The sequence below is a fragment of the Aquabacterium sp. genome, assembly GCF_049317225.1.
Taxonomy (GTDB): Bacteria; Pseudomonadota; Gammaproteobacteria; order Burkholderiales; family Burkholderiaceae_C; genus Aquabacterium.
Map to the genome: position 1 here is coordinate 365,710 of NZ_JBMOIR010000001.1, position 21,461 is coordinate 387,170.

A 21,461-nucleotide genomic window follows, 5' to 3' on the forward strand; every position below is an offset into this window, starting at 1 on the left:
GCCGGGGAACAGGAGAGAGAGATGAATGCCGTCATGAAAATGAATGCGCCCGCTGTGGGCCTGTGGACCGACGTGTGTGGTGCCGACGAGATCTGGCCGGACACCGGGGTGTGCGCGTGGGTGGAGGGGCGCCACGTGGCGGTCTTCCGAGTGGGCCAGGAGCAGTACTTCGCCATTGACAACGTGGACCCCAAGTCCGGGGCCAGCGTGTTGTCGCGCGGGCTGGTCGGCAATCTGGGCGAGCGGGTGGTCGTGGCCTCGCCGCTCTACAAGAACCACATTGACCTGCGAACGGGCGAGTGCCTGGAAGACCCAAGTTGTAGCGTGGCCGCCTATTCACTGCGTGTCACGGGGGGGCGAATCGAGGTGGCCATCACCTGACTGGAGTTGATGAGCCCATCTCTGCGCGCAAATTGGCGACAATGGCCGCAGAGCGTCTTTGTGTTTTTGCCATGCCTGTGTCCGTGTCTCAATTCGTCTTACGTGCCCGACAGCTGGAGCTGGAAGCGTTGCAGCAACTGGCTGTGCGCATCGATCTGGTCGATCTGGTCGGGCAATTGATTCACGCGCTGCAGCATGAACGCGGCGCGACCAGCATTTATTTGGCCTCGTCGGGCGAGCGGTTTGTGCCGGAACGGCAGGCTGCCATGTCGGCATCCCAACAGATCGAGCAGGCGCTCCATGCCGGCTTGTCGGCCCAGTTGCTGCCGGAGCAGGGCGCGTCGGCCAAGATGCTGTCCTTGATGGCGTGGGTGGCACTGGATCTGGATGCGCTCACGGATTTGCGGTCTCGCGTGGCTCAGCGCAGTTGCTCTGCGCATGACGCGGTGGCCGCCTTCAGCGGTGTGATCGCGGGTTTGCTGGAATTGATCGTGTTGGTGGCCGATGCCGCTTCCAACCCGGCGATTTCCAGGTTGCTGGTAGCCTTTGTGCACCTTGTTCAAGGCAAGGAGGCTGCGGGGCAGGAGCGTGCCGTGGGCGCTCAGTTGTTCGCCTCGGGGCAGTGTGACGAGGCCGAACAGCAGCGCGTGGTCCAACTCATCGAAGCACAAGAGCGTGGCCTGAGCGTTTTTGAAGAGTTTGCCGACACGGCCCTGAAAGAGCGTTGGCAACGCTACCAACTGGTGCCCAACATGGCGCAGCTGGAGCGTTTGCGCCGCACCTTGTGCGTGACGCGTGACGGTGCGGCCTTGGACCAGTCCATGAGTGAGAACTGGTTTGCGGCCGCCACCGCCCGCATCACCGAGATGTGGCAAATTCAGTCCGAGCTGGTGGCGTGTTTGTCGGGCGCGTGCGCCACGCAGATCGAGCAGGCTCGACAAAGTTTGCAAGACTCCGAGAGCCTCGTCACGCAGCTGAAAGCCAATCCCCCTCAGCATGCCTTGGCCGTGGCGCGTTTCTTCCAGACCAAGTCAGGGCAGCAGGGCGTGCCCGCGTTGCCACTCAAGCTGGATTCGGAAACCAAACCTGTGCCGGCCAGCGCCGCGAACGACCCCTCCATGCACGTGTTGCTGGATGTGCTCAAAACGCAATCGGCTCGACTTGCCAGCATGGAGGTGGAGCTGGAGAGCGCACGACGTGCGTTACACGAGCGCAAGTTGATTGAGCGGGCCAAGGGGGTGCTCATGGCGCGATTGGGTTTGACGGAAGACGCCGCTTTCCGTGCCTTGCAAAAGGCCTCCATGGATCACAACCGCAAGCTGCTGGACGTGGCGCAGGCGACCTTGTCGCTGCCCGATGTGGTGTTTGGCGAACGAGCCGGAGATGCCACCAAGCGGTGAGCGACCTGACGTAACATGTGGCGCATGATCAAGGCGCGACAGACTCTTGCCAGTCTCCTGTGTGTGGCCAGCTTCACGGCGTGGGCGCAGGGGCAGCCCCCCGCCAAGCCTGCCGGGGATCCGTTTTACGCCGAGGCCTCGGATTGCACGGCAGCCTTGAAGGCGCGCGTGGTCGAGCGCCAGGCGCAGCCGCGCTCCGCAGCCCGAGATAAAGCCATCCTCTCGGACACCGAGTTGGGATTTGCTTTCATCGGGGTGGCCTACAAGAAAGGCCTGCGTAATCCGGAAGCGGATCAGATGCTGCAAGCCGCTGAAGCCCGATGGAAGGCGCTGCGCAAGGCGGATCAGCAAGTGCGCCAGCAAGCCTGCACCACCAAAGGGCAGCAACTCATGCGCGACCTGTCCGTGCTGGAGCGATTTGTGGTGCGCAACCGGGCGCAAGCGCGCGTGGACAAATTGCTGGACAAGGACAGCACATCAGCGGCGCCCAAGGCGCCGTGAGTCAGGCCCTGCTGTCGTGCGGGGTCAGAGCCAGCGCAACGCCAGGGCTGCAATCAAGGTGGGCGGCAGCGCAGCCAGCAGCAGGCCCAGGGGCTGAATGGCCTTGTCGGTGAACACGTCCTTCAGGATGGCCGCTCCCGCCGGATTCGGGGCGTTGGCAATCAGGGTGAGCCCCCCGCCGGTGACGGCACCTCCTACCAGAGCCAGCTTGAAGTCCAGGGGTAAGCCCTGCACCAAAGAGCCCAGATAGGTCAGCGCAGCGTTGTCGGTGATGGCCGTCAGCGCAGTAGCCCCCCAGTAAACCGTGTCGCTGCTCATGGACATCAGAACGGGCTCCAGCCACCACTGTTGCAAGCCGCCCAGCACCACCAGTCCGCCCAGGAAGAATGCCACGAGCAAGGCCTCACGCAGGATCAGTGGATTTTGATGGCGTGGATAAGCCTGCGCAATGCCCAGGAAAAACAGGAACAGCCCCATGAACACGGCGGGATGGTGCGCAAAGGCCACCACCAGCGCCAAAAAAGCCAGATGCGTGATCACCAATGTCCAGGGGGCCGACCCGGCTTCGGCCGCAGCAGGTGGGGGCGCTTGCCGCAGTTCTTGCTGGCACACCAAGGTGGCCAGTGCTGCGTTCAGTGCCACGGCGATCGCGGACTTCCAGCCGAAATGGGTCAACATGAAGATCAGATCCCAACCCCAGGTCCCTGCCACCATCAGCACGGGAGGCGCCGCAAAGTGGGTGAGGGTGCCGCCGATCGAAATGTTGACGAACAGCACCCCCAAGGTCACATATTGAAGGCGGGTGGAGGGCTTGTGTGCCAGCGAGGTGTCCCTCAGCATGAGGGCGGCCATCGTCATGGCGGCGGGCTCGGTGATGAACGAGCCCAGCAACGGCACCAGTGACAACAGCAGAAAGTACAGCGCAACGGGCTGCGGCAAGGGCAAGCCGCGGGCGATCAGCCTGACCAACCGGCCGGCCAGTTGCAGGATGGGGCGCGTGGCAGCGATCACCATGATGGCGAAAACAAACAGCGGCTCGGTGAAGTTGCGAGACTCGATGTAGTGAATGGCCGTTTCACCCCCGCTGCTGCCAAACATCACCAGCATCAGGACCAGCGCCCAGAAGCCGAAGACCACCTCGACTTCGCCCAACAGGTGCCAGATGCCAGCATGGCGAGGCTGACGGTGCGCCAGGCGCTCAAAGAACTTGGTCGAAAACGTGTGCAAGACGGCCAGACCAAACAGGAGGGCGCCCGTCAGTTGGATGAAGGTGGGTTGATTCATGTGACGAGTATCCGTGGTCGTCTCGTGGTTTGCGGCATGCAGGGAAATGATCGTGGCATAGTCTGCCATGCATCTTTTTGCAACGCTGCCGCGAGAAATCGTTCTCGGTGCAGTCGAGTTGGCAGGCCTGGTGTCACGTTGAGGCATGACGAGCAGGCACACTGAGGACGCACACAATTTCAGGATGGAGCACCCCAGTTCAGCGTGAATGGGGTGGAAGTTGCGATCAGCATGAGCTCTGCACGCGCACGCACGCCCTATTCACGCGGTCTGTTGATCGCGGTGGCTCTCTTTTTGTTTTTTGACCTCAGCGCCATCGCACTGAATTTCTGGCAGTCGCTGGAAGTGGAGCGTGGGGCAGTGGCCATCAACCTGGCAGGGCGGCAGCGGATGTTGTCGCAACGCATGGCAAAGTCCCTGCTCCAGCTGGAGCATGACCTGCAGTTCGGACTGTCGACCGACCGCGCGCAGCGCGAGTTGCGCGACGCTTATGAGCTGTTTGATGGCACCCTGAGTGGCTTTGCCGAGGGGCGCGACACGCTGGATGGATACGGCCGCCCGGTGTATCTGGAGCCGGTCCGCGCCAGCAGCGTGACGGTGGTGCTGCAGGAGGCCATGACCTCATGGGCACCCTGGCGCAGCCGCTTGCAGCGCGTGATGGATGCCCGCCCCGATCAGCTGCCACAGGTGATCGGCCCTGCGATGCCGTATGCACGGGCCGACAACTTGCTGTTGCTGGATCAGATGAACCGCCTGACCGGTGCCCTGGAGGCGTGGACACAGCAAGAAGCCGGGCGCATCCGATTGCTGCTGGGGGTCACCTTCTCTCTGGCGTTGGGCACCTTTTTCTTTTCCATGTGGCTGTACGCCAAGCGGATGCAGATGACCCGCTTGCAGCATGACCTGCTTGATGAGGTGCTGCACAAGGTGTCTGCGGCCGTGGTGGTGCTGGACACCGATGCGGACACGATTTTGCGCACCAATGACACCATGGCCCGCATGTTCGGCTATGGTGAAGAGGCCTTGGTGGGGCTGCGTGTGAGCACGTTGTTGCGGCCACAGGGCGAGGATCTGGTGGGGCATCGCTCGGATGGCAGTACCTTCATCGCCAGTACCGAACGTCATGAAGCGATGTGGGAATCGCGCAAGCTGTTCGTGGAAACGGTGATGGACGTGACCACCCAGCGCAGCACCGAGGCGCATCTGAGTGGCCTGGCCTACAACGATCCTTTGACCAACTTGCCCAATCGCCTGTTGTTTGATGATCGCCTGCAAGTTGGCATGGCCCGCGCACGTCGTGAGCAGGGCCGCCTGGGCTTGTTGTTCATTGATCTGGACGGGTTCAAGGCCGTCAATGACGCACATGGCCACGATGTGGGCGACCTCTTGCTCAAGGCCGTGGCGATGCGCCTGCAGCAAGCCCTCCGCGCCAGTGACACGGTATCTCGCCGGGGAGGCGACGAGTTCACGCTCATCCTGCACGACGTGGCGGATCGCGAGGCTTGCCAGCGCGTGGCCGATAGCCTGACGGAGCAACTCACTGCGCCATTTGTGCTGCAAGGGCAGTCCCTGCGCGTGGGCGCCAGCATCGGCATTGCCGTGTTTCCCGACGATGGTGCCGATGCCGACGCACTCATGGCCGTCGCCGATGCAGACATGTATCGCAGCAAGCGAGCGCGCACAGCGGTCGTACGTGCCTGAGCACGAGATGGTGTTTTCTCGCGGTTGCGGGATGGGCCAATGCGCGTACGCTTGGCGTATGGGCCCACAGCTTGGCGCGCCCTGAAAGAGGATGCTTGATGTCGCCGACGCCTGCTTTTGTCTCGGATGCCTTGTTTGACCTGGCACCCGTGCCGCTGTCATGGACGCCTATGTCCGCAGACGGCACCCCGATCGCCTCGTACTGGAACCGGGCCTGGTGTGACACGTTTGGCTATGCGTTGGCGCACATTCAGGGCAAGCAGGGCAATGCGTTCAACCTCTGGCGGGATGCGCGACTGCGTGAGTCTGTCCTGGCGCGGGCCCATGCAGAAGGCACCAAACAAGTGGTCGAGGCAGACATGCGAGTGGCCGATGGTCGATGGCTGCGTGTCATCGTCACGGTGCAGGCAGTCCATGTTCAGGGGCAATACAGCCTGTTGACGGCCTACCAGGACGTCACGGCACAACGAGAACTGGACGAGGAGCGTGCCCGAGCCGAATCCAGCCTGCGAGAGTTCCGCGAGATGGTGGAGAGTGCGAACGATGCCATGCTGCTCGTGGAAGACTTCCACATCATCGAGTGCAATCCTGCGGCAGAGCGGCTCTATGGTTTGCCCAGAGAACGGCTGATCGGCTCTCGGCCCCAGGATCTGTCCCCAGGGCATCAGCGTGACGGGGCCAGCTCCGATGAGGCGGCCGTGGCCTTGCTGACCAAGGCCTTGTCGGGCGAGCGCCAGCAGTTTCGGTGGCAGCACAAGCGACCGGATGGCAATGTGTTCACTGCCGAGGTGACGCTCAACCCGGCGCGCGCCATGCATTGGCCCGGCGAGTCGCCCCGCTTGCGAACGGTGGCTGTGTTGCGCGATGTGACCGATTCAGAGCGTGCGGCAAAGGCACTTCAGGCGAGTGAGCAACGTTTTCGACAGCTCTTCGAGCGTGCGCCCGTGGCGTTGGCGTTGCTCGAACCGACAGGGGCCGTGCATGCCGTCAATCGACGCTGGTGCGACCTCTTCGGATATCACGCTGACGAGATTCCGACGATTGATGACTGGTGGTCCAAGGCGTACCCCGATGAGGCTTACCGTTTGCAAGCGCAGTCGGCCTGGCAGTTGGGCTTGGACGCAGTGGATCAACCCGGCGGGGAAATTCGGTCCACGGAGTTCCGCATTTGCTGCAAGAGTGGGCAGTATCGCCATGTGCTCATTGGCGGCGCCATGATTGGCCGTGAGTTGATGACCAGCTTCTACGATGTCACCGACATTCGGCTGGCCCAGCAAGCGTTGGAAGAGCTGAACGCCACGCTCGAAAAGCGGGTGGATGAGCGCACGGAAGCCCTGCGCGCGGCCATTGACGATTTGAAGCGAACCCGTGATGACCTGGTCCGATCAGAAAAGCTGGCCAGTCTGGGGGCGTTGGTGGCCGGGGTGGCGCACGAGTTGAACACGCCCATTGGCAACGCGGTCATGGTGGCCAGCACTTTGGCCGATCACAACAAGCGATTTGCCGAGCAGGTGCAACAGGGGTTGCGCCGTTCGGTGCTGGAACAGTTCCTCGCGAACTGGCAAGAGTCCACGGAGGTCATCGAGCGCAATCTGCGCCGCGCCGCCGAGTTGATCGCCAGCTTCAAGCAGGTGGCCGTTGACCAGTCCAGTTACCAGCGTCGTCCGTTTGAACTGGCAGAGGTGATCCACGAGATGCGCCTGACGCTGAGCCCCACGTTGCGGCGCAGCCAGGTGGAACTGGACGAAGATGTGGCTGTTCATGTGCGGATGGACAGCTATCCCGGTCCGCTGACGCAGGTGCTCATGAATCTCGTGAACAACGCAGTGGCGCATGCCTTTGAGCACGTGACACACCCCAAGGTTGTGCGCATCGTGTGTCGGATGCTGGATGCGCAGCGTGTCCGCATTCAAGTGCAGGACAACGGCTGCGGCATCGACGAGGCCAATCTGGCGCGCATTTTTGATCCGTTCTTCACCACCAAAATGGGGCGGGGCGGCTCCGGGCTGGGTTTGCACATTGTGTACACCCTGGTGACGGATCTGCTGGGTGGCACCGTCCAGGCTCAGAGTCAAAAGGGGCAAGGCAGTTGCATCACCCTGGAGTTGCCCTTGGTCGCGCCAGACAAGAGCGCGGCACTGGGGTGAGCGCTCAACCGAACAGGTAGGCCAGAACCCACGCCACGACTTCAAAGCCGATCAACATGCTGAAGACGATGGACGACACCATGGCGCCCGCTGCTGCGCCACCGTAATTGCTGTGACGGGTTCGCAAGAACATGACCAGCGGTACCGCGCAGCACAGCACGGGGTATCCCAGCAGCGTCAGCCAGTACACCCATCCGGTTTGCGTGGCAAAAATCCAGGCCAAGCCGGCCGTGACGACCAGGCTCATCACCGGCAGGATGTGATCGAATAAATCCAGCTTGAACGCGCGTGACATCTCAGGTTCCCATGGCGGCCGACAGGCTCGCAAAGAGCCTAGCACCCGAGAGGCACGCGCGATCTGATTTACTTCAGGTCGATGACGAATTGATCGCGGGCGCGGCGCACCTTCTTCAGGTTGACGAGCCAGTCGCCCTCTGCGGCGCGGTAGCCCAACGGCAGGAGCACCACCGAGCGCAGGCCCCGCTCACGCAGGCCCAGGATGTCGTCCACCTTGGCGGGGTCGAAGCCTTCCATGGGCGTGCAGTCCACTTCCTCGTAAGCTGCGGCGATCAAGGCAGAGCCCAGGCCAATGTAGGCCTGACGCGCGGCATGCTGGTAATTGGTTTCTGCGTCGCGCTTGGGGTAGGTGTTGAGCAGCATCTGGCGATAGGCTTCCCAGCCTTCGTTCTTGAAGCCGCGTTCTTCGTTGACCAGGTCAAACATGCTGTTGATGCGCTCGGTGGTGTAGTTGTCCCAAGCCGCAAAGACCAGCAGGTGAGAGCCGTCGGTGATCTGCCCTTGGTTCCAGGCATGGGGCTTGATCTGCTCGCGCAAGGCTGGGTTGGTGACCACCAGAACCTGGTAGGGCTGCAAGCCGCTAGATGTGGCGGTCAGACGCACTGCTTCCAGAATGCGCTCAACCTTTTCTTCGGGTACAGCCTTGGCCGGGTCCATCTTCTTGGTGGCATAGCGCCATTGCAGTTTGTTCAGCAGATCAGACATGTCGACGGGTCTTTCAGGTGATGGGATGACAACGCGCCCTTCAGGGCACATGGGCGCCATGTTCGCAACTCTTTTCCGGGTCCGTGACCGTAGGGGCTTTGCACAGGTCGACTGACTGTGCTAATCCGTCCCTTGGACGAGGGAGGTTTCAGGCCGTCAGAGGGTAGTCCCCGTAGGCATTTGCCGCCAAGCCGTGGCAAAACATCACTTGCGACTGTTTGATGCATGCCGCTGGTTGAACCCCGGAGGGCGCCCATGAGCCACACACTGTTTCACGACCCTGACCCATTGAGCGTGGTGCGAGCCGGTCGCTGGTTTTCGCAGCTGACGCAGGCGCAGTCCGAAGTTCTGCTGGCGTGCTCGCAGGTACGGTATGCCGCAGCCGGTGAGGCGCTCTTTGTTCGGGGCGACGAATTCTGTGGCTTGTATTGCGTGTTGCAAGGGCGGGTGCGCCTGAGCATGCCCGATGCGCAGGACCACGACAAAGTCATCGGCTGGGTCCGGCCCTCCCAGTGGCTGGGCGAGTTGTCGCTGTTTGACCGCCAGCCCCGTGCATTGGATGCCATCGCAGACTTGCCGACGGCCCTTCTGCATCTGAGTGCCGCCGACATCGATGAGCTGCTCACGCAGGAGCCGACCATGGCGACCGCTTTTGGTCAGTTGCTGGCCAGCAAGTTGCGCGTGATCATTCACGGCCTGGCCAGTGATGAACCCTGGCCTCAGCACATTCGCAAGATCACCCAAACTGCGCGCCCAGTCGGTGCTCGTGTGTTGCCGTTTGCTCGACGGACCTCAAAGTGATGCCGGGGCTGCCAATGGCAGCGTGAACAGGAAGCGTGCACCTTCACCCGCCTGACTGTGCGCCCAGATGCGCCCGCCGTGCCGCTCCACGATGCGGCGCACAATGCTCAGCCCCACGCCATGACCTTCAAAGTCGCTGCCGTGCTGACGCTGGAAGGGCTGAAAGAGTTGTTCAGCCTGTTCTGTGCTGAACCCGACACCGTTGTCCTGGATGTAGATGACGATTTCTCCGTCCTGCCGCAGGCTACCGACCTCGACTTGCGGGCGTTCACGTGTTCGGCTGAATTTGATCGCGTTGCTGAGCAGGTTGATGAACACCTGGCTGAGCAAATCGGGGTCGGCCAGCACAACGGGGAGTGGGCGTCGGATGACCACTGGCGGTGGTGGCGCGGTTGGGTCGGCATCCCTCAGCCGATCCACCATCAAGGGCACGAACTCGTTCAGGGCCAGGGGCTGCTGGGCCAGTGGGGTGTTGTCGACGCGGGCCAGGGCCAGCAATGCCGACACCAGCCTGGCTGAAGACTCTGCCTGCGCCTGGATGGCCGCCAGCAAGCGCTCGGCTTTGTCAACATCCTGATGCCCCAATGCATCCCTTGCAATCTGCGCGATGCCTGCGATGCCACCTAGCGGGCCCCGCAAATCGTGCGACACGCTCCGGTTGAAGCTTTCGAGCCCCTCGACCATCTGCCGCAATTCAGCCGTACGGGCTGCGACCCGCAATTCGAGCGACTCATTGAGGTCTCGCAGCGCACGCTCCGCCGAGGTGCGTTGTGCCAGTTCGGCGCGCACCTGACGCTGGGCACGCATCAAGCCTGTGCTCAGCAGGGTGATGCCCACAATCGCTGTGGGAATGGCCGCCAGGTAGCGCAGCAGTGTGGCATCCAGCCAGCCCATCAAGGAAGCGCTCACGAAGGTCGGGAACAGAATCATCGTGATGAACACCCATCCGTGCCCCGAATAGGGTTCATGACTCGTGGCCCATGCCGCCATGATGGCCCAGCCCGTTACGAACACGGCAAAGACGACACCGGCCTGCATCACGCTCAGCCCGGGCACCGCCCCCCATAGCAGCGCGGCCACGGCACCTGTGATGGCGATCCAGCGCGCAGCATGCGCCGCGCGAGGGTTCAGACCGATGTAGTGGCTCATCCCCTCTGTCATGGCAATGAGCGAGGGTGTCAGAAACACCATGGCCCATGTGCTGGTCAAGCCATGTGACGGTTGGGTCAGGGGGTGCAGCGCATAGCGCAGCGTGTGAAAGAGAAAGGCAATCGCGAACCAGGCCGCCCAAGGCTGTTGGTTGTCGCGCCATTGCAAGGCATACAGCAAGGTGAGGGTGCCCAATGACAGGGACCCCACCAGGGCATACAGCTCATGAGGTGACATGGCTTCTCCCGCGCCCCTCTTGGTGAGGCGTGCCCGGACCATCTTACGCCGATGAAATTTCTGGTGTCAGTGGGCGTGTGGCGGGAGATACCCTGTGTACGGGGTGCGGGAGCACCCCGGCTTGAGGGGCTCAGAGGGCTTTGGCCTGGCTCGACTGGCTTTGTGACCAGAAGGTGTGCAGTTCGTCCTTGAACACCACGCTGGCCACCAGTGCAGTGATCAGCAAGGCGACGACCACGTAGGCCTTCCACGGCGACTTCTTGTCGCCATAGGGGTCGGTCAGGGCACGCTCGGCGCCAGCGGGCAACTGGGCCATGTGGGTCAACGCGGTGCCAAATGGAATGTTGATGCGCGCGCGGGTATTGACCGCCCAGCCATTGGCATCCAGGATCGGGCCCAGATTACGCTTGCGCAGCTTGAAGTAAGCCATGAGCATGGCAGGTCCTGAAATCAGCACCATCAAGCCCATCAGAGCCAGCGGCATCTGCCAAGCCTTCAATCCAATGAACCCGGTGACCACCGACGCCAGGGCCGTTCCGATGGCGCCCACAGCCAACCCGATGGCCGCAAAGATCCCCGCGAATTTCGCGACATCAAAGGGCGCAGGCTGTTGTGGGGCAGGGGTTGGCGCTGCGGCGTGCGCGGTGGTGACTTTGTCGCCTGCCTTGGTGATGGCCTGCGTGGTCAAGTCATCCGATGCCTTGGCGCGTGCGGCCGCGAATTTCTGGGCCTGTTCCGCCACCAGGCTGGCTGCCTTGCGATAGGGTGTCCAGAAGGCCTGACGGATGCTGATGGGGTGTTCGACGATGCGGGTGATCGTGGCATCCCAGTCGCGTCCCAGTCGGTCGTAGAACACGCCATTGCGCCCCACCATCAATTGCTCCGAATCGCCCGACGTGAAGGCGGCTGCAATCGTCATCTTCTCGCCCTGGCGGGTGCATTCACAATAAGCCAGGTACACGCCAGACAGGGTGGCCAACGCGGCATGGCGCCCCGGGTCCAGAACCTTCACGCACAACTCGCAACTGCGGCCGTCCAGGTACAGCGTACCGGCCTGGAAGCAGGCTTTGTCGCGTCGTGTGTAGAAGTCGGTGAACGACACAAAGTTGTTGGCGAGTCGGGACAGGTCGCGGGTGTAGCGCACCAGACGCTCCACGTCGCCAATCGATGCTGCCTCGTCTGCAGCTGCTTCGTCTTGGGCCAGCAGGTCCAGCAAGGCTTGTTGGGTGCCGGCAGCCAGATGCGTGTCCAGCATCGCGTCATCCAGGCTGTCCAGTGGGGTACTTGGCTTGGCAGACAACCACGTGGCGTATGCGGCAAAGCGCTGCTTCAGGGCCTGCCAGTCCGATTCGGTCAAGCTGCTCACAGCGCCCAGCAGCGGCGTGCTCACCAGCGACACGAACTGTGCCATCGCCCCCGACCAGGCCGGGTTCAGATTGGCCTGAAGTGGCAGGGCAGCATCGCGCGCCACGTAAGCCAGTGGCAGGGCGGCCATGTCGGCCTCCCCTCCGGCCGACAGCAACTGCGCCCCCAGTGCTTTGAGCGCGTCTTCGCTGCCGTTGAGCAGTTGGGCTGCGCGGGGATCGAACGCCGCCAGTTGGCAACGCATGAAGAAGTCGTCGATCTTGTCGCGTACCGCAGTCAGGGCACTGAAGGCGAGCTCGGTGTCTGCGCCCAATGGCAGGCAGTCAGGTTGACTGGCAGGGGTGCGTCGCCATGCCTGCAGCGCTTGACCTTCTGCGTAAAAGCGTTCCACCAGGGCGCGGTTGACACCCATGTCACCACTTCGGTCTGGCGTGCCGCCCAAGCCATCGATGATGGCGCCGATGGCCGCCTGCACGGCCGGCGACTGACCGGCGGCGGTGATCACGCCGTCGCCATTGAACGCCATGCCCGCAAAAATGCGGGCGTTGTCCCCACAGTCCTCGACCGTGATGTCGGTCGCATCGGGCTTGCCAAGACTGGCCAGAATGCGGCGGGCTGTCATCAGCAGGCGCCGCCCGGCATCGTGTCCGTCATCGAGGGCAGACAACGGCAACGGGCCTGCCTGCACCAAGGTGTCCGATGATTTCAGATGCGACACTGCCCAAGTGATGGCTTCGATCAGCTCGGGCGCGCGCACATGGCCGTCTCGATCACTGTCGATGAGTGCCAGGGTCTGCTGATCCAGCTCCAGCCCCTGTGTGGGGCACGACAGCGCCACCCACAGCTTTTGGTCCAACTGCGCCAGATTGGCGAGGTCTGCGCCCGTGTCCAAACGCACCTGGTCAAAACCGCCCGCACGGAAAAAACGCCAACGGTGGGTGGTGGAGGTCATGCGCTGCTCGCTTCCTAGTTTTGTTACAAGGTGAAATCGTAGTCCACAGTCAGGGGCGCGTGATCGCTAAACCACTGATCTTTGTAGACATTCGCTTGCCGTGCGGCACTGGCCAGGCCGGGGGTGGCCAAGTGATAGTCAATGCGCCACCCGACGTTCTTGGCGCGGGCCTGGCCTCGGTTGCTCCACCATGTGTAGCAGGTGTCCGTGGCGTCAGGATGCAGGGTGCGATACACATCCACCAGCCGGGTGGTGCCAGCGGGGTCCAGCAGCTTGGTCATCCATGCACGCTCCTCGGGCAGGAAGCCGCTGTTCTTCAAGTTGCCTTTCCAGTTTTTCAGATCAGCTTCCTGATGGGCGATGTTCACGTCGCCGATCAGGATGTATTCGCGCTCTCCGCGCAAGGCGGCCAGATGCGGCTCGATCATGTCCAGGAAGCGAAACTTGGCTTCCTGGCGGTCTTCGCTGCTGGACCCGCTGGGAAAATAGCAACTGATGAGTGACAGCTTGCGGCCGGGCTTGTCAAAGCGCAACTCCACATAGCGTCCCTCCGGGTCGAACTCGCCGCTTGGGTCGGCGCTGCCCAGGCCCACGATCACGTCCGAGGGCTCATGGCGGGTGTACAGCCCCACGCCCGAGTAGCCCTTCTTCTCGGCGTGATGAAAGTGGCCATTCATCCCGGCAAAGGCTTTCAAGGGCTCGGGCATGTCATCCACATGCACCTTGAGTTCCTGCACGCCCATACAATCGGCTGAAACACTTTCAGCCCAGGGCACCAGCCCCTTGGTCGCCGCCGAGCGGATGCCATTGACGTTGAGAGACACGAGACGAAACACAAGATACCCATCATCATGAGCAACACCTCTTCCAACGACTCCCTGGCTCAGGACTTTGTGGCCTTTGCCGTGCAATCCAAGGTGCTGCGGTTTGGAGAATTCAAGACCAAGGCCGGGCGTCTGTCGCCCTATTTCTTCAATGCCGGCTTGTTCGATGACGGCGCGAAGCTGGGCCGTCTGGCTGAATTCTATGCACGCCGCCTGATCGCCTCCGGTCTGGCGTTCGACATGCTGTTCGGCCCCGCCTACAAGGGCATCACCCTGGCTGCCGCCGTGTCGATCGAACTGGCCCGACTGGGGCACAACAAGCCCTTCGCCTACAACCGCAAGGAAGCCAAGGACCACGGCGAAGGCGGTACCCTGGTGGGCGCACCCGTGCAGGGTCGTGTGCTCATCATTGACGATGTGATTTCCGCAGGCACCTCGGTGCGTGAGTCCATTGACTTGATCGTCAAGGCGGGCGCCACCCCCGCTGGCGTCACCATCGCGCTGGATCGCCAGGAAAAAGCCACGGCGAACGGGCAGGACTCCGCTGAGAGCGCCGTCCAGCAGGTCGAGCAGCACTACAAACTGCCGGTTGTGGCCATCGCCACCCTGCGTGACCTGCTGCAATACCTTGAGACGCAGTCGGATCCTGCCTTGACGGCCTTCCACCCCGCCGTTTTGGCATACCGTCAACGTTACGGAGTCTGAGGCGTTCTATATGATGGTGGTCATGACACCTGCTGTGTGAAGGCCTCGGAGAGTTCATGCCTTTGTCCCTGATGCGTCGTCTTGTTCTTTGGCGTTTGCTGGTGCCGGCTGCTGCGGCAGGATGCGCCATGTCTGCCGCGGTTGCGGCAGAGCAGGGGATTTACAGCTGTGTGGACGCCTCCGGAAAACGCCTCACGTCTGACCGTCCGATTGCCGAGTGTCTGGACCGTGAGCAGCGTGTCCTCAACAAGGACGGGTCGCAGCGCCGCGTCTTGCCTCCGCGCATGAATGCGGAAGAGCGCGCGGCAGAGGAAGAGCGCCAGCGACAACGTGATCAGCAAGAGGCCGCGCGCAAGGACGCCGTCCGACGCGACCGCAACCTGATGATGCGCTTCCCCAACGAGGCGGCGCACGGCAAGGCGCGCGAGTCGGCCATGGATGATTTGCGCAAAGCCATCCGCAACAGTGAGTTGCACTTGCGCGAACTGCAGACCGATCGTGAGCCCCTGGACGCCGAAGCGGAGTTCTACAAAGGCAAGCGTTTGCCCGGCAAGCTGCGCACGCAACTCGAAGCCAATGACGCACAGCAGCAGGCCCAGCGCGACATCATCCAGCAGCAACGCGCCGAGATGGTTCGCCTTAATGCGCTGTATGACGCGGAGTTGGCGCGCCTGAAGAAACTGTGGGCCGGTGCGGCGCCGGGCAGTGTGCCCGCCGATGAGGCCCTGCCGACCCGCTGAGTTCTGGACTCCCCTTCAGCATGAAAAAAGGCCGGTGGTGACACCGGCCTTTTTGCTGGAGCGTGAGCCGATCAGCCCGCCAGCTTCTTCTTCAACAGCTCGTTGACGGAGGCGGGATTGGCTTTGCCCTTGGTGGCCTTCATGGCCTGACCCACGAGGGCGTTGAACGCCTTTTCCTTGCCTGCTCGGAACTCGTCGACCGACTTCGCATTGGCTGCCAGGATGTCGTCGAGGATCTTCTCCAACTCGCCCGTGTCACTCATCTGCTTGAGGCCCTTGGCTTCGATGACCGCGTCCACGCGCGCCAGATCGTCACCGTGGCCTTCGCCGCTCCACAAGGCTTCAAACACCTGCTTGGCGCCGTTGTTCGAAATGGTGCCATCGGCAATGCGTGAAATCATCGCGGCCAGCAGCGCGGCGCTGATGGGCGATTGCTCGATGGTCTGCTCGGCCGCATTCAGGCGGCGAGACACCTCGCCCATCAGCCAGTTCGACACCAACTTGGGCTGCTGACACGCCTGCGCCGCGGTTTCGAAGAAGGCGGCAAACGCCTTCGACTGCGTCATCATCGTCGCGTCGTACGCGGGCAGGCCGTAGTCCTTCACGAAGCGCTCGGCCATCACACGTGGCAACTCAGGCATGCGGCCCTTCACGCGCTCGATCCACTCGGGCGCGATCACCAGCGGGGGCAGGTCGGGGTCGGGGAAGTAGCGGTAGTCGTGCGCGTCTTCCTTGGTACGCATCGCGCGCGTCTCGCCCGTGTCCGGGTTGAACAAGATGGTGGCCTGCTCGATGGCCCGGCCGTCTTCGATCTCGTCGATCTGCCAGTTGATCTCGTAGTCAGCCGCCTGCACGATGTGCTTGAAGCTGTTGAGGTTCTTGATCTCGCGGCGCGTGCCCAGCGGCGCACCGGGGCGGCGCACCGACACGTTCACGTCGCAGCGGAAGGAGCCTTCCTGCATGTTGCCGTCGCAGATGCCCAGCCACACCACCAGGGTGTGCAGCGCGCGTGCGTACTCGGCCGCTTCCTTGCTGGAGCGGATGTCCGGCTCGGTCACGATCTCCAGCAGCGGGGTGCCGGCGCGGTTCAGGTCAATGCCTGACGACTTCTCGCCGTTGAAGCCCGCGAAGTCATCGTGCAGCGATTTGCCCGCATCTTCTTCCAAATGGGCGCGCACCAGGCGCACCGTGAACGGCTTGTCGTCCACGAAGAAGCTCACCGAGCCGCCTTGCACGACGGGGATCTCGTACTGGCTGATCTGGTAGCCCTTGGGCAGGTCGGGGTAGAAGTAGTTCTTGCGCGCAAAGATCGAGCGCGGGGCCACGTGGGCGCCCACGGCCAGACCGAACTCGATGGCACGGTCGACCGCACCTTCGTTCATGACGGGCAGGGTGCCGGGCAGGGCCAGGTCCACGGGGCACGATTGGGTGTTCGGCTCGGCGCCGAACTGGGTGGACGCGCCCGAGAAGATCTTCGATGCGGTGGACAGTTGCACGTGGGTTTCCAGGCCGATGACGACCTCGTAGCCACGGATCAGGGGGGAACTCATGGTGTGTGTCTCGTCTCGGTGGATCAAGCCAGGGCAGCCGGGGCGCGCTGGTGCCAGTCGGTGGCCTGCTGGAAGGCGTGCGCGGTGTGCAGCAGTTGCGCCTCTTGCCAGTAGTTGCCGATCAACTGCAGGCCCACGGGCAGGCCGTGTTCACCCAGGCCGCAGGGCACGCTCATGCCGGGCAGACCGGCCAGCGACGCCGGCAGGGTGAAGATGTCGGCCAGGTATTCCTGCACCGGGTCGGTGGACGAACCAATCGGGCGCGCCACCGTGGGCGAGACCGGACCGGCAATCACGTCGCAGACCTGGAACGCGGCCTGGAAGTCGTCCGCAATCATGCGGCGCAGCTTTTGCGCCTGCAGGTAGTAGGCATCGTAATAGCCGTGCGACAGCACATAGGTGCCGATCATGATCCGGCGCTTGACCTCGGCGCCGAAGCCTTCGGCGCGGGTCTTGCGGTACATGTCGTTCAGATCGCCGTACTTGGCAGCGCGGTGGCCAAACTTGACGCCGTCGTAGCGGCTCAGGTTGGACGAGGCCTCAGCGGGGGCAATGATGTAGTACACCGGGATCGACAACTCGGTGCGCGGCAGACTGATGTCCACCAGGGTGGCGCCCAGGCTCTCGAGTTGAGCCAGTGCGGCGCGGTTGGCGGCCAGCACATCGGCGCTCACGCCTTCACCAAAAAACTCCTTGGGCACGCCCACGCGCAAGCCGGTCAGCGGCTTGTCGGCGGTCGCGCCTGCGCGCTGCGCGCTCAGTGCGGCCACGAAATCGGGCACGGGCTGCTGGGCGCTGGTGGCATCGCGCTCGTCAAAGCCGCTCATGGCTTGCAGCAGCAAGGCGCAGTCTTCGGCGGTGCGAGCCATGGGGCCAGCCTGGTCCAGCGACGAGGCAAACGCGATCATGCCGAAGCGTGAACAGCGGCCATAAGTGGGCTTGATGCCAGTGATGCCGGTCAGCGCCGCGGGTTGGCGGATCGAGCCACCGGTGTCGGTGCCGGTGGTCGCAGCAACCAGGCGGGCGGCGACAGCCACAGCCGATGCGCCGGACGATCCCCCTGGAATGCGGGTGGTGTCCCAGGGGTTGCGGGCCACGCCGTAGGCGGAGTTCTCGTTGGCGCCGCCCATGGCGAATTCGTCGCAGTTGAGTTTGCCCACCGAAACCACACCAGCGGCCTTCAGTTTGGCCACGACGGTGGCGTCAAACGGGCTTTGGTAGCCCTTGAGCATCTTGGATGCGGCGGTGGTGGGTTGGCCCTGCGTCACAAAAATGTCCTTGTGCGCGATGGGCACGCCATCCAGGGCGCCCAAGGACTGGCCGGCCGTACGGCGGGCATCCGAAGCCGCGGCCGCAGCCAGTGCGCCTTCGGCGTCCACGTGCAGGAAGGCGCCCAGCTTGGTGTGGGCCGCGATGCGGTCCAGCACATGCTGGGTCAGGGCGACAGAGGTGGTCTGGCCGGAGGCCAGGGCCTGGCTCTGCTGGGCCAGGGTCAGGTCGTGCAATGCGCTCATTCGATCACCTTCGGCACCAGGAACAGGCCACCGTCTTGAGCGGGGGCGTTGGCCATGTTGGCCTCACGGTTGTTGGCTTCGGTGACGGCATCGGCGCGCAGGCGCAGCGTCACGTCCTCGATGGCCGACAGCGGGGTGTAGAGCGGTTCGACGCCGGAGGTATCGACGGCACGCATTTTCTCGACGATGTCGAAAAACTCGTTGAGTTGGGTCAGCATCGCAGCCTGCTCATCGTCGCGCAATTCGAGGCGCGCGAGTTGGGCAATGCGACTGACGTCTTGAGAGGTCAGGGCCATGGCAATTCCAGGGGTAACAGACGGTTGCACTGCCAAGTAAATGGCAGGCCATGGGGTATTATCCTAGGTTATCCACAAACCCTTTTGCCTCCTTGTGTGGTCAGCTGGGTGCGATTGGATAAACCCCAAGATTTTCGGACGTTCGGCCAGGAGCGTCGCGGACCTCACGCAGGCCGCCTCCGGGTCGGGTGTCTCCACTTTTTCAGCAGGTCTTGTCGCGTGTTTGCGCAGCGAGGGCGTGAGTGTTTCCGCCCCAGTCCGCAGGATAGGACAAGACCTCACCCGGAGTTCTGTGCATGTACGGCATGTTTCGCAAGTATTTCTCGACCGACCTGGCCATTGACCTGGGTACGGCCAACACGCTGATCTATGTGCGTGACAAGGGCATCGTCCTGGACGAGCCCTCGGTGGTGTCGATTCGCCACGAAGGCGGCCCCAACGGCAAGAAGACCATTCAGGCCGTGGGTCACGAAGCCAAGGCCATGCTGGGCAAAGTGCCTGGCAACATCGAGGCCATCCGCCCGATGAAGGACGGCGTGATCGCCGACTTCACCGTCACCGAGCAAATGCTCAAGCAGTTCATCAAGATGGTGCACCCCCGCTCGGTCCTCAAGCCGTCGCCTCGCATCATCATCTGCGTCCCCTGTGGTTCGACCCAGGTCGAGCGCCGCGCCATCCGTGAGTCGGCGCTGGGCGCCGGCGCCTCCGAGGTGTACCTGATCGAAGAACCCATGGCCGCCGCCATCGGTGCCGGCCTGCCTGTCTCCGAGGCCTCCGGCTCCATGGTGGTGGACATCGGTGGCGGCACCACCGAAGTGGGCGTCATCTCGCTGGGCGGCATGGTCTACAAGGGCTCGGTCCGCGTCGGTGGTGACAAGTTCGACGAAGCCATCATCAGCTACATCCGCCGCAACTACGGCATGCTGATCGGTGAGCCTACTGCCGAGGCCATCAAGAAGGAAATCGGTTCGGCTTTTCCCGGCTCCGAAGTCAAGGAAATGGAAGTCAAGGGCCGTAACCTGTCTGAAGGCGTGCCACGCAGCTTCACCATTTCGTCCAACGAGATCCTCGAAGCCCTGACCGACCCGCTCAACCAGATCGTGTCGGCCGTGAAGAACGCGCTGGAGCAAACCCCTCCCGAACTGGGCGCCGACATCGCCGAGCGCGGCATGATGCTGACCGGTGGTGGCGCGTTGCTGCGTGATCTGGATCGCCTGCTGGCCGAAGAAACCGGTCTGCCCGTGCACGTGGCCGAAGACCCGCTGACCTGCGTGGTCCGTGGCTGCGGCATGGCCCTGGAGCGCATGGAGCGCCTGGGCAGCATCTTCACTTCCGAGTAAGTCACCCCTTCCGAGACGAGGGCCCCGGTGCATGCTGAGGCCCTCGTTGTTGTTTGTGGAGCCTGAAAGCCGCCCTCATGCCGCTGGCCACACTCGAACGATCGCCGCCGCCCTTCTTCAAGCAAGGGCCATCGGCGTTCACCCGTCTGATGTTTTATGCGGCCCTGGCAGTGCTTCTGATGGTGGCGGACAGCCGCTGGAAGATGACGCAGCCGTTGCGTGCAGCCATCGCCACGGGGTTGCAGCCCATTCAGTTTGCGCTGCTGGCGCCCGTGCGAGCCTGGGACAACGTGGTGCACTACTTCTCTGGCATGGACGAGGCTCGCGCCTTGCAAGCGCGGGCGCAACTGCAACTGACGCAGCAGGCCGAGCGCGTGGTGCGCATGAGTCAGCTGGAGCGAGAGAATGCGCGCCTGCGCGCCTTGCTGGGTTTGCGCCCGCGCATCGAGGTGCAGACCGAGGCGGCGGAAATCCTCTTTGACGCCCCCGACCCGTTCACGCGCAAAGTGGTCATCGATCGCGGTAGCAGCCATGGCGTGGCGCTGGGCTCACCGGTGATCGACGAAACCGGTGTGCTGGGGCAAGTCACGCAAGTGTTCCCGCTGACCTCTGAAGTCACGCTGGTCACGGACAAGGATGCGGCCGTGCCGGTCATCAATGTGCGCACGCAGCAGCGAGGGGTGGCCTACGGCCAGCCTCAGTCACGCGGCATGGAGTTGCGCTTCATGGCGGGTAATGCCGATGTGCAAGCCGGCGACGAGTTGCAGACGTCGGGCCTCGACGGCATCTACCCAAGTGGCCTGCCGGTGGCCAAAGTCCTGCATGTCGAGCGACGTGCCGATTCGGCTTTTGCGCGCATCAGCCTGAAGCCCTTGTCCAGTCCGGACAGCACCCACCACGTGCTCCTGCTGGCGCCAGCCTCGACGCAGATGCCCGAGCGTCCACTTGGTGCCGCCTCGTCGGCCTCGCTGCCTGTCGGTGGGCAGAGCAAAGGCGGTTTGCGTGCGGCCAGTTCCGTGAGCGTGTCGCGATCAGGAGAGCAGCCATGATGCGTCGTGGCAGCGAACTGCTGCTGCCGGTGAACCCGGTCTTCGTCTGGTTTTCTTTGTTGCTGGCGACCTTGCTCAACATGCTGCCCTGGGGGCGCTGGGCAGGCATGCCCGACTTCCTGGCCGTGGCGTTGGTGTTCTGGAATGTGCACCAGCCGCGTCGCGTCGGCGTGGGGGCTGCGTTCTTGTTCGGCGTGATCATGGATGTGCATCAAGGCGCCTTGCTGGGGCAGCACGCCTTGGCCTACACCTTGTTGAGCTTCTTCGCCATCACGGTGCATCGTCGCTTGCTGTGGTTCTCGGTCAGCGGTCAGGCCGCGCAGATTCTGCCCTTGTTTGTCGCCGCTCATGCGGTGTCCTTGGTGGTGCGCTTGATGGCCGGGGCCAGCTTCCCCGGCTGGGCCTTGACCCTGGCGCCGTTGTTCGAAGGGCTCTTGTGGCCTGTGGCTGCGTTCGTGCTGTTGGCGCCCCAGCGCCGCCCGCCCGATCGTGACAAGAACCGCCCGCTCTGAGGGCGGGCACC

20 protein-coding genes are annotated in these 21,461 nt (G+C 63.1%); 11 read left to right on the top strand and 9 right to left on the bottom strand.

What is annotated here, in order from left to right:
* Window positions 1-21: 21 nt before the first annotated feature.
* The 3 genes from nirD to ACOYNB_RS01495 all read left to right on the top strand — a co-directional run bounded on the left by nirD (window position 22) and on the right by ACOYNB_RS01495 (window position 2,282).
* Entirely contained in the window at window positions 22-381 is a 360-nt protein-coding gene (nirD, locus tag ACOYNB_RS01485) for a nitrite reductase small subunit NirD (RefSeq protein WP_422837341.1), read from the top strand.
* Between the two features lie 71 nt (window positions 382-452).
* The gene (locus ACOYNB_RS01490; RefSeq protein WP_422837342.1) at window positions 453-1,781 is read left to right on the top strand and encodes a nitrate- and nitrite sensing domain-containing protein; all 1,329 of its coding nucleotides are present in this window, start codon (window positions 453-455) and stop codon (window positions 1,779-1,781) included.
* 15 nt (window positions 1,782-1,796) lie between these two features.
* On the top strand, window positions 1,797-2,282 hold the full coding sequence (locus ACOYNB_RS01495; RefSeq protein WP_422837343.1) for a hypothetical protein: 486 nt from the start codon (window positions 1,797-1,799) through the stop codon (window positions 2,280-2,282).
* A gap of 24 nt (window positions 2,283-2,306) precedes the next feature.
* On the opposite strand, the gene ACOYNB_RS01500 is transcribed toward ACOYNB_RS01495, so the two are convergent.
* Window positions 2,307-3,566 carry a putative Na+/H+ antiporter gene (locus ACOYNB_RS01500; protein ID WP_422837344.1) on the bottom strand — a complete coding sequence of 420 codons (1,260 nt, stop codon included), beginning with the start codon at window positions 3,564-3,566 and terminating at the stop codon, window positions 2,307-2,309.
* Window positions 3,567-3,797: 231 nt separating this feature from the next.
* Between ACOYNB_RS01500 and ACOYNB_RS01505 the strand changes: the two genes are divergently transcribed.
* Together ACOYNB_RS01505 and ACOYNB_RS01510 are read left to right on the top strand one after the other, a co-directional pair.
* Window positions 3,798-5,267, top strand: a complete 1,470-nt coding sequence (locus tag ACOYNB_RS01505) for a diguanylate cyclase domain-containing protein (RefSeq protein ID WP_422837345.1) — start codon at window positions 3,798-3,800, stop codon at window positions 5,265-5,267.
* Window positions 5,268-5,365: 98 nt separating this feature from the next.
* Window positions 5,366-7,414, top strand: a complete 2,049-nt coding sequence (locus ACOYNB_RS01510) for a PAS domain S-box protein (protein ID WP_422837346.1) — start codon at window positions 5,366-5,368, stop codon at window positions 7,412-7,414.
* Between the two features lie 4 nt (window positions 7,415-7,418).
* Here the strand turns inward: ACOYNB_RS01510 and ACOYNB_RS01515 are convergent, their stop codons facing one another.
* Both ACOYNB_RS01515 and ACOYNB_RS01520 read right to left on the bottom strand, forming a co-directional pair.
* Window positions 7,419-7,709: a hypothetical protein gene (locus tag ACOYNB_RS01515; RefSeq protein ID WP_422837347.1), complete on the bottom strand. Its 291-nt coding sequence runs from the start codon at window positions 7,707-7,709 to the stop codon at window positions 7,419-7,421.
* Window positions 7,710-7,777: 68 nt separating this feature from the next.
* Window positions 7,778-8,416, bottom strand: a complete 639-nt coding sequence (locus ACOYNB_RS01520; protein WP_422837348.1) for an NAD(P)H-dependent oxidoreductase — start codon at window positions 8,414-8,416, stop codon at window positions 7,778-7,780.
* A gap of 255 nt (window positions 8,417-8,671) precedes the next feature.
* Here ACOYNB_RS01520 and ACOYNB_RS01525 point away from each other — a divergent pair, with 255 nt between their 5' ends.
* The gene (locus tag ACOYNB_RS01525) at window positions 8,672-9,217 is read left to right on the top strand and encodes a Crp/Fnr family transcriptional regulator (protein WP_422837349.1); all 546 of its coding nucleotides are present in this window, start codon (window positions 8,672-8,674) and stop codon (window positions 9,215-9,217) included.
* On the opposite strand, the gene ACOYNB_RS01530 is transcribed toward ACOYNB_RS01525, so the two are convergent.
* From ACOYNB_RS01530 to ACOYNB_RS01540, 3 genes are all read right to left on the bottom strand, one after another.
* On the bottom strand, window positions 9,209-10,603 hold the full coding sequence (locus tag ACOYNB_RS01530; RefSeq protein WP_422837350.1) for a sensor histidine kinase: 1,395 nt from the start codon (window positions 10,601-10,603) through the stop codon (window positions 9,209-9,211). The genes ACOYNB_RS01525 and ACOYNB_RS01530 overlap by 9 nt on opposite strands.
* Before the next feature lie 130 nt (window positions 10,604-10,733).
* A complete protein-coding gene (locus tag ACOYNB_RS01535) occupies window positions 10,734-12,920 on the bottom strand; it encodes a hypothetical protein (protein ID WP_422837351.1) in 2,187 nt (728 codons plus the stop codon).
* A gap of 23 nt (window positions 12,921-12,943) precedes the next feature.
* Complete coding sequence (locus ACOYNB_RS01540; protein ID WP_422837352.1) at window positions 12,944-13,756, bottom strand: exodeoxyribonuclease III; 813 nt, start codon at window positions 13,754-13,756, stop codon at window positions 12,944-12,946.
* Between the two features lie 15 nt (window positions 13,757-13,771).
* Between ACOYNB_RS01540 and pyrE the strand changes: the two genes are divergently transcribed.
* Both pyrE and ACOYNB_RS01550 read left to right on the top strand, forming a co-directional pair.
* Entirely contained in the window at window positions 13,772-14,449 is a 678-nt protein-coding gene (gene pyrE / locus ACOYNB_RS01545; RefSeq protein ID WP_422837353.1) for an orotate phosphoribosyltransferase, read from the top strand.
* A gap of 56 nt (window positions 14,450-14,505) precedes the next feature.
* Window positions 14,506-15,189 (top strand): DUF4124 domain-containing protein, encoded by a 684-nt coding sequence (locus ACOYNB_RS01550; protein WP_422837354.1) that lies wholly within the window; start codon window positions 14,506-14,508, stop codon window positions 15,187-15,189.
* Window positions 15,190-15,260: 71 nt separating this feature from the next.
* Here the strand turns inward: ACOYNB_RS01550 and gatB are convergent, their stop codons facing one another.
* Genes gatB through gatC form a run of 3 tightly spaced genes read right to left on the bottom strand, consistent with a single transcriptional unit; the run spans window position 15,261 to window position 18,549 of the window.
* Entirely contained in the window at window positions 15,261-16,739 is a 1,479-nt protein-coding gene (gene gatB, locus ACOYNB_RS01555; protein WP_422837355.1) for an Asp-tRNA(Asn)/Glu-tRNA(Gln) amidotransferase subunit GatB, read from the bottom strand.
* A 23-nt stretch (window positions 16,740-16,762) separates the two neighbouring features.
* Window positions 16,763-18,253, bottom strand: a complete 1,491-nt coding sequence (gene gatA / locus ACOYNB_RS01560; protein ID WP_422837356.1) for an Asp-tRNA(Asn)/Glu-tRNA(Gln) amidotransferase subunit GatA — start codon at window positions 18,251-18,253, stop codon at window positions 16,763-16,765.
* Entirely contained in the window at window positions 18,250-18,549 is a 300-nt protein-coding gene (gene gatC, locus ACOYNB_RS01565; RefSeq protein ID WP_374257138.1) for an Asp-tRNA(Asn)/Glu-tRNA(Gln) amidotransferase subunit GatC, read from the bottom strand. Before gatC ends, gatA begins: the two co-directional genes overlap by 4 nt.
* Window positions 18,550-18,845: 296 nt before the next feature.
* Between gatC and ACOYNB_RS01570 the strand changes: the two genes are divergently transcribed.
* The 3 genes from ACOYNB_RS01570 to mreD all read left to right on the top strand — a co-directional run bounded on the left by ACOYNB_RS01570 (window position 18,846) and on the right by mreD (window position 21,450).
* Window positions 18,846-19,889 carry a rod shape-determining protein gene (locus ACOYNB_RS01570; protein ID WP_374257139.1) on the top strand — a complete coding sequence of 348 codons (1,044 nt, stop codon included), beginning with the start codon at window positions 18,846-18,848 and terminating at the stop codon, window positions 19,887-19,889.
* Between the two features lie 77 nt (window positions 19,890-19,966).
* Window positions 19,967-20,938, top strand: coding sequence for a rod shape-determining protein MreC (gene mreC / locus ACOYNB_RS01575; RefSeq protein WP_422837358.1), 972 nt, complete (start codon window positions 19,967-19,969; stop codon window positions 20,936-20,938).
* Window positions 20,935-21,450 carry a rod shape-determining protein MreD gene (gene mreD, locus ACOYNB_RS01580; protein WP_422837359.1) on the top strand — a complete coding sequence of 172 codons (516 nt, stop codon included), beginning with the start codon at window positions 20,935-20,937 and terminating at the stop codon, window positions 21,448-21,450. The genes mreC and mreD overlap by 4 nt, the downstream gene beginning before the upstream one ends.
* Window positions 21,451-21,461 lie beyond the last annotated feature (11 nt).

What these genes read in the sequence shown, in the direction of transcription:
- ACOYNB_RS01525 (WP_422837349.1), top strand. Translation starts at nt 8,672, where the DNA reads ATGAGCCACACACTGTTTCACGACCCTGACCCATTGAGCGTGGTGCGA.
- ACOYNB_RS01550 (WP_422837354.1), top strand. Translation starts at nt 14,506, where the DNA reads ATGCCTTTGTCCCTGATGCGTCGTCTTGTTCTTTGGCGTTTGCTGGTG.
- ACOYNB_RS01570 (WP_374257139.1), top strand. Translation starts at nt 18,846, where the DNA reads ATGTACGGCATGTTTCGCAAGTATTTCTCGACCGACCTGGCCATTGAC.
- pyrE (WP_422837353.1), top strand. Translation starts at nt 13,772, where the DNA reads ATGAGCAACACCTCTTCCAACGACTCCCTGGCTCAGGACTTTGTGGCC.
- gatA (WP_422837356.1), bottom strand. Translation starts at nt 18,253, where the DNA reads ATGAGCGCATTGCACGACCTGACCCTGGCCCAGCAGAGCCAGGCCCTG.
- ACOYNB_RS01505 (WP_422837345.1), top strand. Translation starts at nt 3,798, where the DNA reads ATGAGCTCTGCACGCGCACGCACGCCCTATTCACGCGGTCTGTTGATC.
- ACOYNB_RS01500 (WP_422837344.1), bottom strand. Translation starts at nt 3,566, where the DNA reads ATGAATCAACCCACCTTCATCCAACTGACGGGCGCCCTCCTGTTTGGT.
- nirD (WP_422837341.1), top strand. Translation starts at nt 22, where the DNA reads ATGAATGCCGTCATGAAAATGAATGCGCCCGCTGTGGGCCTGTGGACC.
- mreC (WP_422837358.1), top strand. Translation starts at nt 19,967, where the DNA reads ATGCCGCTGGCCACACTCGAACGATCGCCGCCGCCCTTCTTCAAGCAA.
- mreD (WP_422837359.1), top strand. Translation starts at nt 20,935, where the DNA reads ATGATGCGTCGTGGCAGCGAACTGCTGCTGCCGGTGAACCCGGTCTTC.
- ACOYNB_RS01520 (WP_422837348.1), bottom strand. Translation starts at nt 8,416, where the DNA reads ATGTCTGATCTGCTGAACAAACTGCAATGGCGCTATGCCACCAAGAAG.
- ACOYNB_RS01490 (WP_422837342.1), top strand. Translation starts at nt 453, where the DNA reads ATGCCTGTGTCCGTGTCTCAATTCGTCTTACGTGCCCGACAGCTGGAG.
- ACOYNB_RS01530 (WP_422837350.1), bottom strand. Translation starts at nt 10,603, where the DNA reads ATGTCACCTCATGAGCTGTATGCCCTGGTGGGGTCCCTGTCATTGGGC.
- ACOYNB_RS01495 (WP_422837343.1), top strand. Translation starts at nt 1,797, where the DNA reads ATGTGGCGCATGATCAAGGCGCGACAGACTCTTGCCAGTCTCCTGTGT.
- ACOYNB_RS01515 (WP_422837347.1), bottom strand. Translation starts at nt 7,709, where the DNA reads ATGTCACGCGCGTTCAAGCTGGATTTATTCGATCACATCCTGCCGGTG.
- gatC (WP_374257138.1), bottom strand. Translation starts at nt 18,549, where the DNA reads ATGGCCCTGACCTCTCAAGACGTCAGTCGCATTGCCCAACTCGCGCGC.
- ACOYNB_RS01510 (WP_422837346.1), top strand. Translation starts at nt 5,366, where the DNA reads ATGTCGCCGACGCCTGCTTTTGTCTCGGATGCCTTGTTTGACCTGGCA.
- ACOYNB_RS01535 (WP_422837351.1), bottom strand. Translation starts at nt 12,920, where the DNA reads ATGACCTCCACCACCCACCGTTGGCGTTTTTTCCGTGCGGGCGGTTTT.
- gatB (WP_422837355.1), bottom strand. Translation starts at nt 16,739, where the DNA reads ATGAGTTCCCCCCTGATCCGTGGCTACGAGGTCGTCATCGGCCTGGAA.